We start from the raw sequence: 15,596 nt of genomic DNA on the forward strand, positions 1-15,596 counted from the left end.
ACATGAATGAAAAACTCCATCCCTTTCAAATAGCATTACTCATTTACATGATACAATCAGGCGTAACTCTGTTCAGTATCCCGAGATTATCTGCGGAAGCCTTTGGCACCAACGGATGGATTGGTCTGTTCATATTAGTTGGAATCGTCACGCTCAACATATTATTGATTGGGCTGGTATATAAATATGGTCATGGACAATCCATCTTTAAGATCATAGAGAATGTTTTTCCAAAGTGGCTCTTCGTACCTTTCTATCTTTTTATTTGCGCTGTATTTACCCTCCTCGCTACCTTAGTGACTAAAAAGTATATTTTAATATTAAAGATGCTATTTTTCCGGGATACACCCTCCATCATTTTTGTAGGCATGTTTTTCCTTCTAAGTTTCTTTTTACTGAGAGGATGTATTTACGAAATCGGAAAGGCAACAGTACTTCTTTTTTTCTTAACCATTTGGACGATGCTTTTACTCACTTTTCACCTTTCGGAATTCAGCTTCACACGAATGACAACATTCATAATGGAAGGAGAAAAGGATCTCCTAAAGGGTGGATTAAATGTTTTTGCTGCTTTTCTCGGATTTGAACTAAGTCTGTTTCTCATTCCGTACGTTCAGAAAAACTTCATAAAAGGAGTATTCTTTGGAAATATCATTACTTCATTCATTTACATCTCAGTCAGTTTTGTTTGCTTTGGGTTCTTCAGCTTTGAATACTTACTCAATGATCTTTATCCTGTAATCACCTTAATTGAATATGTAAAGTTTCCATTTGTGGAACGTGTGGAAAACCTCATTTTCACTCTATTCGCTTTAAAAGTATTAATTACTGTGGTTATGTACTTGTGGGCGAGTAAAGAATTAGTCTCACACTCGTTCCCAAAACTCAAATCCGACTTCATCAGTTTGTCCCTGCTAACGGTTGGAACACTTATTTCATTCATACCTGATATTACCAGGGAAGTAGACCAATGGCTAAAATGGTTGACTTATATCGATATTGGAATCGCTTTTTTACTGCCGATTGTGTTAATTGCGTTCATAGGTCTTCATAAGGTTAAGCAGAAAAAGGTGACGCTATGAAGTTTGTGTATGGACTGGTCGCCCTTGTTTTTTTTCTTTCAGGGTGCGAGAAGAACATTATAGATAAACTAGCTATGTTGGATGCTGTAGGCTACGACCTTTCTGAGGAAAGAGAAAACCCTCTTATGGTTACTGTCAACTATCCAAATGTAACAAAGCAGGGAGTATATCAAAACAAGATACTAACAGTCAATGCAAAATCCAGCAAGGATTCCAGAATTCGCTTGAATCATCGATCGAATTTGAAGTTCGTAAGCGGTCAGATTACAGTAGGATTGTTTGGAGAAAATTTAGCAAAAGTCGGTATAAAAAATATATTGGATACCTATATGCGGGACCCAAGCTTAGGACCGAGAGTATATTTTGCAGTAGCAGAAGGGACGGCCAGAGAATTGTTGGAATATGAACCGAAGGAAGGAACAAACAGTTCCCTTTACTTGCGTACGTTTCTAGAAAAATTGGATAGTGAAAATGAACGGGTAAACTATAACACATACCAATTTATCAGAGATTATTATGATGATGGAATCGATCCGATCATGCCTTATTATAAGATTAGGGAACAAAGTATCGCTATCGATGGGTACGCTCTCTTTAAAGATGATCACTTTATTCATCATCTTTCCCCCACTCTTTCAGGAGTGCTGTTTGCCTTACGAAAAGACACACCCAAAGGGACATTTAGCTTTGAAATCGCTCCACCTGATGATGAACATGTATTCCCTGACCAATTAATGTTTGATTACAAAAAAACAAAATACAAGGTGGATGTAAAGGTAAAGGATCATGAGCCGATTGCTATAGACATTTCTATCGAATTAGAAGGAAGTGTTTTGGAATATACCAGAGAAGAACATACAGATACAGAGAACGCACAAAAGAAGATAGAAAAAAAAATCAATGAATATTTAATGAAAAAATCCAATGTGTTGATAGATCTGACCAAGGAATTAAAAGTTGACCCGATCGGCCTCGGAAGCTACGTAAGAAACAAGCTTACTTTTGAGCAGTGGGAGAAGATCAATTGGGATGATGTTTATCCAACATTGGATATCAATCTGGATATAAAGATGAAATTGGTCAATACCGGACAGACGAAATAAAAAAGTGAGAAAGCACCTCCAAAAAATGAAACCCAATAACGTTACTAAAAATAAAAACATACCTAAAGATGTAATAAAATAATATACAAGTGCAGAAACGAAATCGGTAAAAATGTCGTTTTATTCCAAATGAGTATCCATAATTTCCTCGATGACATTCTGCACTTCATCCGAATGTCTGATGATATATAAATCATCAGCTTCTCCCTCAACAGGTGCCGCTACATCCTTGAAGTAAGCGTCAGTCTGTTGCCGGTTCAGGACTTCTTCAAAGGTAGTGGCATTCCTGAAGATGGCTGTACTCCTCTCACTGTTTACCACTCTGGATTGAAGAATCCGGTCGGGGATATCCAAATGGACTAGGATGGTGGTAAACTCCTTCCCTTTGAAGTAATCCAACAGCTTCAACCGTCCACTGCGGCTAAGATTTGAATTACAAAGAATGAGGTGAAATGAAGTCTCATTCATGGCATAGTCAACAATGGTTTGACTGACGGCATATTTGAGGGTATTTGGTCCTTCCATTGGAAGCAGACTTCTATAAAAGGTGTTGATGAATTCAGCATGGATATCCTGGTCGATCACAACGGAATTCAACAATTGCTCTTCCAGGCTCCTGGCGAAGGTTGATTTTCCGCTATGGGTTTTACCAACTGTCATGATTACTAGTCTTGTCATGAATGAACCTCCAATTCATAGTTTAAACTCAATGCTTAGATTCCATATGGAAGGCTCCCATTTTTAAGAGAGCCCACTCTCGGTAATTTTCACGTACCTAATCCATGTACCCTGATTTCCATTTTCCTTGCCTGTGTCCTCATTCCCATTGCTTCATAAAACTCAATAGCCGTATCATTAAATTCCCAGACACCGAGCTCCAGGCTTTCGGCTCCTGTCTCCTTTGTAAATTCTACTGCTTTAGTAAACAATTGTTTTCCTAATCCTTTTTGTTTATATTTTTCTGTTACTCCGAAGTCCTCTATGAAGACATATTCTTTTTTCACTATAGTTTCTCGGTCTGGGGTCTCGTTCTTCCTTAAAAATGTAAAGGCGATGATTTCATCGCAAAGATCGATCACAAACACTCCCGCATCATCGTTCATAATCAACCCCTTATAGTAACCCATGTCCAACGTATGTACAGTCGGTTTGTATCGATCAGGCCTTCCTGAAACGTGGAGATCGTGAACCTCTTTATGGATTGGTTTTATTTTTTCGTAATCGTCTAAGGTTGCTTCTCTGAGAACAAACTTCAATTTGATTCCCCCTTTTGTGTAGCTCAGTGTCCCTTATTCCTACTTTCCCTATAAAAGTTAAATCCCCTCATTAATCAATCATTAAAAAAGCCTTGTACACGTCACCAATGATCCCTTTTAATTGATGAACACCTGAGTCTGTATTGGTCATGACGACCAGCCCCCTTTTCAATTGGGGATAGGCCACCATCATACATTGAAAACCGACGCCCCACCCAAGCGATGATATTTCAATACCTTCGTTTTGATCCAGGAAAACCCCCAGTCCGGTCCACGCCTTACCCCCTTGTGGATGAATCATTTCGGCTGCTTTACTTGACGAGAGCTTGAGTTTGCTTTCCCCTTTTAACGCATGCATGAGCTCAACCACTACAAGGGCTAGATCTGAAGGGGTTGTCCACAGTCCCGAAGCAGCAGGATACGGATAAATTGGATGTTTATTATTCACAACTTTTCCTTCATTCGTATGACCGCATGAGACATTTTGAGACGGAGGATCAAATGTGCTATTTTTCATATGTAACGGCTGAAAAAGATGTTCGCTCATGACTTCCGAAAAAGGATTTCCAGTAACATCTTCTATCAACAGTTGTATGATACAGAAGCCTGCATCGGAATAGTGAAAGTCGCTTCCTGGTTCATATTTCAATTCAATTGGGACCTTACAATAAGCGGTTTTACCTTGTAACAGATCAACCACCGTCGGCGTATCAAACTTCGAATTAAGTTCATTGAAGCTTCCTTCAGGATCGACTATCCCCGATTGGTGACTGAGTAAATGTCTTAAGGTAACTCTTCCATAATATCCATGGAGGGGGACCTTCCATGATGTAAGCTTATTATTTACATCCTCATCAATATCCAGAATGCCTTGTTCCGTCAATGTCAGCACCAATACGGAGGTTAGAAATTTACTGATTGAACAAGCACTGAATACCGAATCACTGTCCACCCGTTTATCCGTTCCTGCTTCAAGTAATCCGAAGCATTCTGTACTTCTGATACTGCCACCATCAATGGTTGCCATGCTTAATCCCGTTACACGATACTCTTCCATATGCTTTTCAATATTGATTTCTAGTGGTTTCATCTTACCCCCCAATTGTTCTCCATAGTAATGATCTTATATGAAGTAAACTCACTCTTTAAAGATGATGGGCATATCGTTCAATGATTTCTTCCAGATCATATGATCAGCCCCATCACCCCAATAATCCTTCAGCCAATAATCAGGTTCACCAAATTTCCGCTTCCATATCTTCTGGGCATTGGCGTACCCGCTGTCCAAACAGAACTCCTGGATCCCCCTGTTTAGGAGAGTAAGGAACATGACGTTTAAAAGGAATGTACCTACGCCACGTCCTTGATAATCGGGATGCACAAACACCGTTCCGACCTCATACATCTCTTTTATCGCTCCATCTGTGCAGGTGGTAATCAGTTCACTGGCTGGACCGTATTCAATCGATCCGATGATGAGAGCATTTTTCTTGTCTAAAGCGATTAGAAAGTATCGGTTCGACCCATTGGTGTCCAAATCACTTTTTAAGTATTGTTTCTTGCTCTCTATTTCATTTTGGATGTCATCAAGCAGCTCTTCTAAACCTTCTTTGGAAAAGGTATGTTTAATGACTTTAGAAAAAAATTGATTCAGTTCTTCTTGGTCTTCTATGCGTGGTCTTCTTATTTCAATGGCGGGCACTGGAAATCACTCCTTGACTAACCTAAAATTCATTCCTATGTTTTCTTTTATATCTTAAGCGTTTTCCAAGCCTATCGTTTATGCAATATTATGGTAACACATTCTATCTCTTGCACACGATAAAATTCTGATAATTTATTTTTTCAAAAATAAAAACCCCTCTCCTAAAAGGAAAGGGGCTTTACTCATTCGATTATTTCATCCACTCAGTATGGAAGGTTCCTTCTTTGTCCACGCGCTCGTACGTATGGGCACCGAAGTAATCACGCTGAGCCTGGATCAGGTTTGCAGGCAGGGTTTCTGTACGGTAGCTATCGTAGTAAGACAGTGCCGCAGAGAAGCCTGGTACCGGTACACCATTTTGCACGGCTACGCTGATGACTTCGCGAAGTGCGTATTGGTAACTTTCTACGATCTCTTTGAAATAAGGATCTAATAGAAGGTTTGAAAGATTTGACTCAAGGTCGTAAGCTTCTTTGATCTTTTGAAGGAATTGAGCGCGGATGATGCATCCTCCTCGGAAGATCATTGCGATATCCCCGTATTGAAGATCCCATTTATACTCATCAGAAGCAGAGCGCATTTGCGCGAAGCCTTGAGCATAAGAACAAATCTTGCTCATGTAAAGAGCTTTACGGATAGATTCAACCAACGCTTTTTTATCGCCTTGGAATGGTTTCGTGTCAGGTCCTTTTAGCATTTTGCTTGCTTTCACTCGCTCATCTTTAATGGATGAAATAAAACGGGCAAAGACCGACTCAGTGATGATCGGTAAGGAAACTCCAAGATCTAACGCACTCTTGCTTGTCCATTTTCCTGTACCCTTTTGTCCTGCTTTGTCCAGGATGACATCCACCATAGGCTTTCCTGTTTCTTCGTCCTTCTTCGTGAAGATATCTGCTGTGATTTCGATGAGATAGCTATCAAGCTCGCCTTTATTCCAGTCGGCAAACACTTCATGCAATTCCTCGGCACTTAAGCCCAGGACATTTTTCATCAGGAAGTACGATTCTGCAATCAGCTGCATATCCCCGTACTCGATTCCGTTGTGCACCATTTTCACATAGTGACCCGCGCCATCAGGACCAATATACGTCGTACAAGGGTCTCCATCGACTTTCGCAGCAATGTCTTTCAGGATAGGGGCGACAAGGTCGTACGCTTCCTTCTGTCCACCAGGCATGATGGAAGGCCCAGTAAGAGCACCTTCTTCCCCACCGGAGACACCCGTTCCGATGAAATGAATGCCTAATTCGCTTAATTCGTGATTGCGGCGGCGCGTATCTTCGAAGAACGTATTTCCTCCGTCAATCAGAATGTCCCCTTTTTCCAGGAACGGCTTTAATTGTTCAATGGTTGCATCAGTTGGGTTTCCTGCTTTTACCATCAAGAGGATCTTTCTAGGCTTTTCTAAAGAATTAACGAATTCTTCAATCGTATATGTAGGAACGACATTCTTTCCTTTAGATTCGCTTATCATTTCATCCGTTTTTTCACGGGAACGATTATATACAGAAACAGAGTACCCTCTGCTCTCAATATTCCAAGCTAAGTTTTTACCCATTACGGCTAGACCGATAACACCAATTTCTTGAGACATGCCATTCATCCTTTCGTTTATAGAATACTGGTTTTTTCTTTTTAAACGATCAGCATTATGTAGGGAAACTCCAGCTGACCAGTTTTTAAAAACCTGTTTTCGCACTCTATTTCAATCTAACAAGAATAGTGTGGTGATGCAAATAATCCGTTTGAAGTGTTCACTATCTACCTTAAGGTGTCCTCTTTCTTCCTGGGTCATTCCCTCAGAAAATCTTTGTTGAAGCTTGTGTCCTGTTTTGAGTCAAAGGTTTTCTTCTTGTTCTTCCCTTTTATTCCCTGGGAGATGGAATCTTTCCCGAACTTTTCCTGAAGCTGTGATAAAACGTTGTAAAGTGGTTCCTTTTCTGCAACCTTTTTATAAGAGAACAGGTCCAGCTGTTCGGTCGCTTCACTTTTTTCTACAATATCCTGGGCGGTGACACCCAAAAGTCTTACGGGATCTCCATCCCAGTGCTTCAACATTAGTTCCTTAGCATAATGAAATAGATCTTCTTTTTTATATATCGGATTTTCCAGTTTCTTGCTTCTTGTAATGGTTTTTCTGAATTTATCCCTGATCATGAGCTGGATGGTCATCCCCAGAACGTCTTTCTGCTGCAGGCGTGATGACACTTTTGCACATAGTTTCTCTACAACCATTAATAGCTCGTGTTGGTTCGTTGTATCCTTTGGTAAAGTAGTGGAGTTTCCAACGCTTTTATAATCATAGATGGAATCAGGGTCCACGCTTCGCCTATCGACCCCGTTGGCGCGTTCTTTGAGACGAAGACCATTGATTCCAAGCAGTGATTTCAACTGTATATCATTGGCATGGGCGAGATCATGGCAGGTATGAATTCCAAACGAATTGAGCTTTTCTGCGGTCTTCTGTCCAATGCCGTGCATTTCGATGACAGGAAGTGGCCAGAGCTTTTCGTGGATATCACGCTTTCTTAATACGGTGATTCCCATAGGCTTTTTCATATCTGAGGCGGTTTTGGCCAGGAATTTGTTGGGGGCCACCCCTATGCTGCAGGGAAGGTCGAGTTGACTTTTAATTTGGGATTGAATGTCTGAGGCAATTTGTAAAGGGGTGCCTTTTTCATAGGAGTCCGTGATATCCAGATATCCCTCATCAATCGAGACCGGTTCCACTAATTCTGAATATTGTCTGAGGATATCAAATATTCCTTTGGAGGCTGCGCGGTAACGGTCAAAGTTAGGCGTCATGATAATGAGTCCAGGGCACAGCTTTTTGGCTTCCCAAAGAGGCATTGTCGTTTTCACTCCGAAGCTTCTCGCTTCGTAGCTGCATGTCACGATAATGCCTCGTCTCTCTTGGGGATTCCCGGCAATAGCTAATGGTTTGCCCCTCAATGTTGGGTCAAAAGCCATTTCAACAGAGGCATAGAAGCTATTCATATCAACATGAAGGATCACTCGTCCGTTTTTTGGATAATGTGAGTTCATTTATATCGCGGCTTTCTTTGTCTAATTTTGATGGGATTTTTGCTCGTTCACGTAATCCTTTATCTCTCTCATACCTTCTAAACTCGCTACTAAAACATCGGGGTCGATCTGGGTGATGAGGGAATCTTCAAGATTGATGATTCCTGAGAAATAGTTTGTTTTTGAATACGAGAGTAAACCTACGTTTGTAAAAGAGTCACCCGGTACTTCGAGTATTTCTTTCGCTTCCTTGACGACCAAACCGATCTGCATTGTTTCTGTGTGAACGACGAGAAGAAACATTCCTGTTTCTGCGTCTGCATTCGTGTTATAAAGGATATTCGCTAAATCAAGGACAGGGATCAGCTCTCCCCTTACCTTTACAAGTCCCTGGACAAATGAAGGCAGATGAGGGATGGGTCTCACTTCTTCCACTTTTTCAATCGATACTACGTTCTCAATCGGTAGTGCATATTCTTCTTTTCCAGCATGAAAAACGACTACTTTCGGCATTTTATAACGTCCCCTCTTAATCTTCTGATATGTATACTCCTAATGTACCATATTTTAGAAAGGTTAGGTGCTGGTTTTGAAAGAAGAAAATGTCCACGAACGAAGGATGAACTTCGGTTCATGGACATTTGGATGATTAGAAGATCTGTAGCTCCGGCGGCTTGGCCTTCGAGGTCATAAGCTAAATCTGGCCAAAAGGCACAGTACGCCTTTTCAGCCAGATTCATCTTATGCTTGTCGGGCCTGAGCAAGCCGCCTACGCTTTTCTATTTGTCCAGCTCCGACGCCTAGGCCCTCGAGGTCATAAGCTAAATCTGGCCAAAAGGCACAGTACGCCTTTCCGCCAGATTCAACTTATGCTTGTCGGGCCTGAGCAAGCCGCCTACGCTTTTCTATTCTCCAGCTACTTCCTGAATGATCGCTACTACCATTTCAGAGAGCTTGTTCAGTTCTTCAACAGGCATTCTTTCGCTCTTTGTATGGATTTCTTCGTAACCTACTGCCAAGTTGACTGTTGGCACTCCGAAACCTGCGATGACGTTGGCGTCACTTCCGCCTCCGCTTGTAAGAAGTTCGCTTGGACGACCGATTTTCTTCGCAGCGCGTTTTGCCACTTCGACTACTTCGTCACCGTCTTTGAACTTGAAGCCTGGATACATCACCTGTACTTCAACTTCTGCTTTTCCACCCATTTCTTCTGCTACGGATTCGAATGCAGATTTCATCTTCTCTACTTGGGCTTCCATTTTTTCAGGGACGAGTGAGCGTGCCTCTGCAAGAATATCCGCTTGTTCACAGACGATGTTCGTTGCTTTCCCACCTTCGAAGCGTCCGATGTTTGCTGTCGTTTCTTCATCGATGCGGCCGAGTGGCATTTTGGAAATGGCTTTAGCGGCAATCGTGATAGCAGATACGCCTTTTTCAGGAGCTACACCGGCATGTGCTGTTTTCCCATATATCGTTGCTCTCACTTTCGCTTGTGTAGGAGCGGCAACGATGATATTACCGACCTTCCCATCACTATCAAGGGCGAAACCGTATTTTGCTTTTACTAGAGAAGAATCCAGTGCTTTCGCTCCGACTAATCCTGATTCTTCCCCTACCGTAATGATGAACTGAATATCACCGTGAGAGATATTGTTCTCTTTAAGTACTCGAACAGATTCAAGCATCGTTGCAAGTCCCGCTTTATCATCGGCTCCAAGAATGGTCGTGCCGTCAGAGTAAATATAGCCGTCATCTTTGAGCGTAGGCTTAACCCCTTTTGCAGGGACAACTGTATCCATATGAGAAGTGAAGTAGATGGTATCTACGCCTTCTTTATTCCCTTTCAGCGTACAGATCAGGTTTCCGGCACCATGGCCCGTTTCACCCATCGTATCATCTTCAAATACCTCTACGCCAAGATCAGAGAATTTTCTTGTTAATACTTTGGCGATTTCCGCTTCTTCTCTCGTTTCGGAATCGATTTGGACCAATTCCAGGAATTCATTCAATAAACGTTCATGATTAATCATTTAGTCGACCTCCACAATTATGTATTCACTTCTATAGTATAGCGTGAACAGGCCGGTTCAACAAATAGTATCGCTTCTACAATGGAATATTTCCGTGCTTTTTCTTCGGTCTCTCTTCCCGTTTATTTCTCATCATTTCCAATCCTTGAATCAATTTGATCCGGGTTTCACGCGGATCTATGACGTCATCAACCATTCCACGGGAGGCTGCTACATATGGATTAGCGAATTTCTCACGGTACTCTTCAATCTTCTGTTCCCGAAGCTCTTCAGGATTGTCACTTCCTGCAATTTCCCTTGCAAAAATAATATTTGCTGCTCCCTGAGGACCCATGACGGCAATTTCTGCATTTGGCCATGCAAAAACCAAATCTGCACCGATGGACTTACTGTTTAGTGCAACATAAGCACCTCCATAGGCTTTTCGTAAAATCACCGTCATTTTTGGGACCGTAGCTTCTGAATAGGCATAGAGGATTTTCGCACCGTGACGGATGATCCCGCCATGTTCCTGCTTGATTCCAGGGAAGAAGCCCGTAACATCTTCAAAGGTAATCAATGGGATATTGAAGGAATCACAGAAACGGATAAAGCGGGCTGCTTTGTCAGAGGAATCAATGTCGAGCCCTCCTGCCATGAATTTTGGCTGATTACAGACAAGGCCAACGACTTCTCCTTTGATACGGGCCAGTCCAACGACGATATTTTTGGCAAATTCTTTCTGGACCTCCATAAAGCTGTCTTCATCCACAATTTCATTGATGACCGTGCGGACGTCATAAGGTCGGATAGCATCGAATGGAATCAGATCCGTTAAATTTCCACGATAATCATCTTCTTCATCCACTTCCAAACGAGGTGGCTTCTCCTCATTATTTTGTGGTAAATACGCTAATAGTCTTCGAACCTCGAGAAGGACCTCTTCTTCCGTTTTTCCTCTGAAATGAGCATTCCCGCTGATGGAGTTATGGACCTTCGCACCGCCTAAATCTTCTGAACTGATTTTCTCACCGGTGACTGTTTCAATTACTTTCGGTCCTGTGATGAACATTTGACTTGTATCATCCACCATAAACACAAAATCCGTGATGGCAGGGGAATAAACCGCTCCTCCTGCACAAGGTCCCATGATCACGGAGATTTGTGGAATCACTCCGGAATAAATGGAGTTTCGATAGAAGATATGTCCGTATCCATCTAAAGAAACGACGCCTTCTTGAATTCTTGCTCCCCCTGAATCATTTAATCCAATGAAAGGTGCACCATTTTTGACTGCCAGATCCATGACATGTGATATCTTCTTCGCATGCATTTCCCCCAATGCGCCGCCAAATACCGTGAAATCCTGAGAAAATAAGTAGATGGGTTTTCCATTTACTTTTCCATAACCTGTGACGACTCCATCTCCGGGGCCTTGAACCCCGTCCAGTCCAAAGTCTGAACAGCGATGCTCAATGAATGGATTAAGCTCAACAAAGCTGCCCGGATCCACTAATATATCGATTCGTTCTCTGGCAGTCAATTTTCCTTTTTCGTGCTGCTTATCTATTTTTTTATCTCCGCCGCCTAATTCTACTTCTCTTCTGCGATCGTACAATTCATTAATCTTTTCATAGATATCCATTATGTTACTCCCCCTTGATGTTTGATTTATCACATAGTTCATATAGTACACCGTGCGCTGACTTTGGATGCATGAAGGCAACTGCAGCTCCGCCAGCCCCCGTTTTCGGTGTTTCGTTGATCATCCGCACTCCACTCACTTGCAGTTCCTTGATCCGCTTTTCAATTCCTTCGACACCAAAGGCGATATGGTGAATACCTTCTCCCTTTTTCTCAATGAACTTGGCAATCGGACTTTCTTTATGTAGTGGTTCAAGTAATTCAAGCTTAATATTTCCACCATCAATAAATGCTACTTTCACACCTTGATTTCCCACTTCTTCGACCTTGACGAGTGAAAGCCCAAGAGTATCTTCGTAAAATGGAAGAACATTGTCTATTGATGATACTGCTATTCCGATATGGTCTACCTTTTTCATCCCTATCATCCCCTTGTTGTTTACATGCTCCACCCGTATAGTATTCGATAAACGTTGTCGAATTCCCTCCTAATCCGACGAATAATTAAAGCGTTTTCTTTTTTGCCAATGGTTGTTTTCTCTGACTATTCACGATAAAATAGAGTTGAAAATCGCCTCTTTAAGGCGAGATGAAGAATGGAGAGATACAATGGGTAATAAAAAATTACAAAAAATAATTGTATTTGTCATGTTGTTTGCGATGATTGCATCGACAATCATGGCGGGACTGACTTTCTTATTATAATAGAAAACAAAGGATCTGCTTTTCGACCCGGTCGATTAGCAGATCCTTTTTATTTTATCGAACCGTGTTCTTTTCCCAGCTGATAGAAGCTTTTGTTCGTTTTGACGACTAGAACCTTTGTTCCGACCGGCACCTGATCAAAGAGATATTCGACATGTTTATTATGCATTCTTATGCATCCATTTGAGATATATTTGCCTATGCTTGAAGGTTGATTCGTTCCATGGATTCCATAGATCCTTCCATCTGTCCCCTTTGCGTCAAATCCGATCCACCTTGAACTCAATGGATTCCGCGGGTCTCCACCGGGAATATTCTTCTTACGGTAATATGGGTTCTTGGCTTTAACTGTTACATTAAATAGTCCCTCCGGGGTGAGGGTCGTCGTTTTCCCTGTTGCTACCGGGAATGTGCGCTGAACCTTCCCGTCGTCGATGTAGGCTAGTTGATTACTTTCCTTGTTCACGATAATAAATGGATCCCCGGGCAGTGGATTCCTTCCAAGCGGCCATATGGGAGAAGCGAACAAGATAATGGCAAGAAGTATACGCATCCTATCACCTTTTTCGTGTTTTAGGTGTAGTTTACTTCCTTTTGATCATTTTCATCCTTCTTTATTCCTTTAAACGAGCTTTTCAGAAGAAGGTACTGCTCCATCTCTTGAACAAATTGATAGAGAGCGGCGCGTGTTTCAAATTCTTCCCTCGTCTTCGGTAAATCCATCTGTTCAAACTCCACTTTCATATCGTACAATTTTTTTAAATAAAACAGGGCCGTGTTTCCCGGGTGTATGTGATCACTCAGCTCATCCAGAAATTCTGCAATCCGATGTCCCTGCTCTATCGTCAATGAGATCGATGTCGCAATCGGTAAGATACGTTGTAGGATTTCGAACTGTTTTTCCCTCATTTTAAAGTACAAATAATATAAGTTCTCATGTCGTAGAAAGTGATTTTCAACATCCTTGAATGCGATCGTCTTCGCTTCTTTAAGCAATTGTTCTGTTTCAGTGATTTCTTTTCCATCCCATTGGCTATCATTTGTTCTCAGGTAGTTGATCATTTCACAAAAGATTTTATAGAAATTGGCTTCGATCTTTTCTTGATATTCGATCATCTTTTTATCAACGCTTGGCATATACAAATTCATAACAAGAGCGATCCCGATCCCGATGACAATGATGCCTAATTCATTCTCGAATAGTCCGAGGGTCACCTTTCCTGCCGAATAAATATGTAAAATGATAACGGAACTGGTGACGATTCCTTCTTTGATATTCAAGGCTACCGTTATCGGAATGAACACAAGTAATAACAAGCCGATTACGGCAGGATGATAGGCAATGAACTCAAAGAACGCAGCCGAAATCACCATGGCAATCACACAGGCCAGGAACCGGCTCCATGAAGCGTTAACCGACTTCTTCTTCGTGTTCTGAATGCACAGTATCGTCAAAATCCCTGCTGATACAAAGTTATCCAGCTGAAACCACTGTGCAATGCTGATCGCAACCGCTGTGCCGATCCCAGTCTTAAGTGTTCGATACCCGATTCGAAACATTCATTTTTCTCCTAACTCTTTCTTTTTTTAGCTACTTTAGAATACCATATTTCCCCTTGAACATAAAAAGGAGGATTAACGAAACTGTCGCTAATCCTTCCATCGTTTAAAGTATTTTCTCTAAGAATTCTTTTCCACGTTCGCTTTGCGGGTTCGAGAAAAAAGGAAGAGGCTCTCCTTCTTCGACAATCTTACCATCATCCATGAATAAGACTCTGTCTGCCACTTCTCTGGCAAAGCCCATTTCATGGGTTACAATGATCATCGTCATCCCTGAATGAGCAAGTGATTTCATGACTTCCAGCACCTCTTTGACCATTTCCGGATCCAGTGCAGATGTCGGTTCGTCAAAAAGCATCACTTTCGGTTCCATGGCCAGTGCCCTTGCAATCGCTACACGCTGTTTTTGGCCTCCTGATAATCGGTTTGGGTACTCATCACTTTTTTCTTTCAAACCGACTTTTGTTAGAAGGTCCGTCCCTAATTTTTTTGCATCTGTTCTGTTTAGCCCCTTCACTTTCAGTGGAGCGTAGATCACGTTTTCCAACGCCGTCATATGCGGAAAGAGGTGAAAGTGTTGAAATACCATACCTATATCTTGTCTCAATTTGCTAATATTTTTGCCTTTCACAACAGCTTCTTCAAAGTATAGCGATCCTGAAGTTGGTTCCTCTAAATAATTGAGGCAGCGGAGCAGAGTGGATTTCCCGGAACCCGAAGGACCGATCAATGCGACAACCTCCCCTTTTTCTACGGAGAAATCTATCCCTTTCAATACTTGAAGCTTACCGAACGACTTGGTGATTTTTTTTGCTTTAATCATTCCCACGTAGTCTCCCTTCCAGTGCTTTCCCTAATAAGGTTAGAATCATGACAAGAACATAATAAATCAGTCCTGCAAATAAGAGTGGTTCGAAAAAGGAATACAAATCACTACCTACCATATACGAGCGTCTCATCACATCTGCGGCTCCGATAACAGTGACGATGGCAGATTCCTTCGTAAGGGTGATAAATTCGTTCATTAAGGCAGGCAAAATGTTTTTAATGGCCTGAGGCAGGATCACATCTTTCATCATCAAACGATATGGAACCCCAAGGGCCACGGCCGCTTCCTTCTGCCCTTTATCCACTGCATTGATTCCCGCACGGATGATTTCGGAAATATAGGCAGCTGAATTAAGGAAAAAGAAAGGATCGCTGCTGTATACGGTTCGATCTGAGTTCCAAAAAGCTGAGGCGAGCCATAAAAGATGATCATTAATTGCAGAACTAAAGGAGTCCCCCGAAAAACCGATGTATAAATATCTGCAAGGAATGTTAAAGGTTTGATGGAACTTATTTTACAAAGAGCAAGCAGAATACCGAAGGCAAATCCAATTATTCCTGCTAGCCCGACAATTTTAAGAGTGACCTTCAATCCTTCCAAAATAAAAGGAATCGAAGGGATCAGTTGTTGAAAATCAAGTGGCATTGTATTCTCCTCCAATCGTGCTGTTAAATAG

General features: G+C 41.8%; 16 protein-coding genes and 1 pseudogene. 3 read left to right on the forward strand and 14 right to left on the reverse strand.

What is annotated here, in order from left to right; all coding sequences use genetic code 11:
- The first annotated feature begins 2 nt into the window (after positions 1-2).
- Both ACXAF2_RS03375 and ACXAF2_RS03380 read left to right on the forward strand, forming a co-directional pair.
- Entirely contained in the window at positions 3-1,082 is a 1,080-nt protein-coding gene (locus ACXAF2_RS03375; protein WP_475137365.1) for a GerAB/ArcD/ProY family transporter, read from the forward strand.
- Positions 1,079-2,185 (forward strand): Ger(x)C family spore germination protein, encoded by a 1,107-nt coding sequence (locus tag ACXAF2_RS03380; protein WP_475137366.1) that lies wholly within the window; start codon positions 1,079-1,081, stop codon positions 2,183-2,185. The genes ACXAF2_RS03375 and ACXAF2_RS03380 overlap by 4 nt, the downstream gene beginning before the upstream one ends.
- A 120-nt stretch (positions 2,186-2,305) precedes the next feature.
- On the opposite strand, the gene ACXAF2_RS03385 is transcribed toward ACXAF2_RS03380, so the two are convergent.
- The 10 genes from ACXAF2_RS03385 to mce all read right to left on the reverse strand — a co-directional run bounded on the left by ACXAF2_RS03385 (position 2,306) and on the right by mce (position 12,245).
- Entirely contained in the window at positions 2,306-2,863 is a 558-nt protein-coding gene (locus ACXAF2_RS03385) for an ATP-binding protein (RefSeq protein ID WP_475137367.1), read from the reverse strand.
- 89 nt (positions 2,864-2,952) lie between these two features.
- Positions 2,953-3,441, reverse strand: coding sequence for an N-acetyltransferase family protein (locus tag ACXAF2_RS03390; RefSeq protein ID WP_475137368.1), 489 nt, complete (start codon positions 3,439-3,441; stop codon positions 2,953-2,955).
- 70 nt (positions 3,442-3,511) lie between these two features.
- Positions 3,512-4,531 (reverse strand): serine hydrolase domain-containing protein, encoded by a 1,020-nt coding sequence (locus tag ACXAF2_RS03395; RefSeq protein WP_475137369.1) that lies wholly within the window; start codon positions 4,529-4,531, stop codon positions 3,512-3,514.
- Between the two features lie 48 nt (positions 4,532-4,579).
- Positions 4,580-5,143 (reverse strand): GNAT family N-acetyltransferase, encoded by a 564-nt coding sequence (locus ACXAF2_RS03400; protein ID WP_475137370.1) that lies wholly within the window; start codon positions 5,141-5,143, stop codon positions 4,580-4,582.
- A 193-nt stretch (positions 5,144-5,336) separates the two neighbouring features.
- Positions 5,337-6,743 (reverse strand): NADP-dependent phosphogluconate dehydrogenase, encoded by a 1,407-nt coding sequence (gene gndA, locus ACXAF2_RS03405; protein WP_475137371.1) that lies wholly within the window; start codon positions 6,741-6,743, stop codon positions 5,337-5,339.
- A 197-nt stretch (positions 6,744-6,940) separates the two neighbouring features.
- Complete coding sequence (locus tag ACXAF2_RS03410) at positions 6,941-8,194, reverse strand: DNA polymerase IV (RefSeq protein ID WP_475137372.1); 1,254 nt, start codon at positions 8,192-8,194, stop codon at positions 6,941-6,943.
- Between the two features lie 21 nt (positions 8,195-8,215).
- Positions 8,216-8,686: a chemotaxis protein CheW gene (locus tag ACXAF2_RS03415; protein WP_475137373.1), complete on the reverse strand. Its 471-nt coding sequence runs from the start codon at positions 8,684-8,686 to the stop codon at positions 8,216-8,218.
- A 392-nt stretch (positions 8,687-9,078) separates the two neighbouring features.
- On the reverse strand, positions 9,079-10,203 hold the full coding sequence (locus tag ACXAF2_RS03420; protein WP_475137374.1) for a tripeptidase T: 1,125 nt from the start codon (positions 10,201-10,203) through the stop codon (positions 9,079-9,081).
- 76 nt (positions 10,204-10,279) lie between these two features.
- Entirely contained in the window at positions 10,280-11,827 is a 1,548-nt protein-coding gene (locus tag ACXAF2_RS03425) for an acyl-CoA carboxylase subunit beta (RefSeq protein ID WP_475137375.1), read from the reverse strand.
- A gap of 4 nt (positions 11,828-11,831) precedes the next feature.
- Positions 11,832-12,245, reverse strand: a complete 414-nt coding sequence (mce, locus tag ACXAF2_RS03430) for a methylmalonyl-CoA epimerase (protein WP_148969554.1) — start codon at positions 12,243-12,245, stop codon at positions 11,832-11,834.
- A gap of 190 nt (positions 12,246-12,435) precedes the next feature.
- Here mce and prli42 point away from each other — a divergent pair, with 190 nt between their 5' ends.
- Positions 12,436-12,531, forward strand: a complete 96-nt coding sequence (gene prli42 / locus ACXAF2_RS03435) for a stressosome-associated protein Prli42 (protein ID WP_148969555.1) — start codon at positions 12,436-12,438, stop codon at positions 12,529-12,531.
- Between the two features lie 49 nt (positions 12,532-12,580).
- Here the strand turns inward: prli42 and ACXAF2_RS03440 are convergent, their stop codons facing one another.
- From ACXAF2_RS03440 to ACXAF2_RS03455, 4 genes and pseudogenes are all read right to left on the reverse strand, one after another.
- The gene (locus ACXAF2_RS03440; protein ID WP_475137376.1) at positions 12,581-13,084 is read right to left on the reverse strand and encodes a L,D-transpeptidase; all 504 of its coding nucleotides are present in this window, start codon (positions 13,082-13,084) and stop codon (positions 12,581-12,583) included.
- 20 nt (positions 13,085-13,104) lie between these two features.
- Positions 13,105-14,091, reverse strand: a complete 987-nt coding sequence (locus ACXAF2_RS03445; protein ID WP_475137377.1) for an aromatic acid exporter family protein — start codon at positions 14,089-14,091, stop codon at positions 13,105-13,107.
- Positions 14,092-14,197: 106 nt separating this feature from the next.
- On the reverse strand, positions 14,198-14,914 hold the full coding sequence (locus ACXAF2_RS03450; protein WP_475137378.1) for an amino acid ABC transporter ATP-binding protein: 717 nt from the start codon (positions 14,912-14,914) through the stop codon (positions 14,198-14,200).
- Positions 14,907-15,565 (reverse strand): annotated as a pseudogene (locus ACXAF2_RS03455) (amino acid ABC transporter permease). Before ACXAF2_RS03455 ends, ACXAF2_RS03450 begins: the two are co-directional and overlap by 8 nt.
- Positions 15,566-15,596: the final 31 nt, after the last annotated feature.

Source organism: Rossellomorea sp. ABR4_004, assembly GCF_056159585.1.

Excerpts from the sequence above, each read along its gene's own strand:
- ACXAF2_RS03375 (WP_475137365.1), top strand. The coding sequence starts at position 3 with ATGAATGAAAAACTCCATCCCTTTCAAATAGCATTACTCATTTACATG.
- ACXAF2_RS03380 (WP_475137366.1), top strand. The coding sequence starts at position 1,079 with ATGAAGTTTGTGTATGGACTGGTCGCCCTTGTTTTTTTTCTTTCAGGG.
- ACXAF2_RS03385 (WP_475137367.1), bottom strand. The coding sequence starts at position 2,863 with ATGACAAGACTAGTAATCATGACAGTTGGTAAAACCCATAGCGGAAAA.
- ACXAF2_RS03395 (WP_475137369.1), bottom strand. The coding sequence starts at position 4,531 with ATGAAACCACTAGAAATCAATATTGAAAAGCATATGGAAGAGTATCGT.
- gndA (WP_475137371.1), bottom strand. The coding sequence starts at position 6,743 with ATGTCTCAAGAAATTGGTGTTATCGGTCTAGCCGTAATGGGTAAAAAC.
- ACXAF2_RS03410 (WP_475137372.1), bottom strand. The coding sequence starts at position 8,194 with ATGAACTCACATTATCCAAAAAACGGACGAGTGATCCTTCATGTTGAT.
- ACXAF2_RS03415 (WP_475137373.1), bottom strand. The coding sequence starts at position 8,686 with ATGCCGAAAGTAGTCGTTTTTCATGCTGGAAAAGAAGAATATGCACTA.
- ACXAF2_RS03420 (WP_475137374.1), bottom strand. The coding sequence starts at position 10,203 with ATGATTAATCATGAACGTTTATTGAATGAATTCCTGGAATTGGTCCAA.
- ACXAF2_RS03425 (WP_475137375.1), bottom strand. The coding sequence starts at position 11,827 with ATGGATATCTATGAAAAGATTAATGAATTGTACGATCGCAGAAGAGAA.
- mce (WP_148969554.1), bottom strand. The coding sequence starts at position 12,245 with ATGAAAAAGGTAGACCATATCGGAATAGCAGTATCATCAATAGACAAT.
- prli42 (WP_148969555.1), top strand. The coding sequence starts at position 12,436 with ATGGGTAATAAAAAATTACAAAAAATAATTGTATTTGTCATGTTGTTT.
- ACXAF2_RS03440 (WP_475137376.1), bottom strand. The coding sequence starts at position 13,084 with ATGCGTATACTTCTTGCCATTATCTTGTTCGCTTCTCCCATATGGCCG.
- ACXAF2_RS03445 (WP_475137377.1), bottom strand. The coding sequence starts at position 14,091 with ATGTTTCGAATCGGGTATCGAACACTTAAGACTGGGATCGGCACAGCG.
- ACXAF2_RS03450 (WP_475137378.1), bottom strand. The coding sequence starts at position 14,914 with ATGATTAAAGCAAAAAAAATCACCAAGTCGTTCGGTAAGCTTCAAGTA.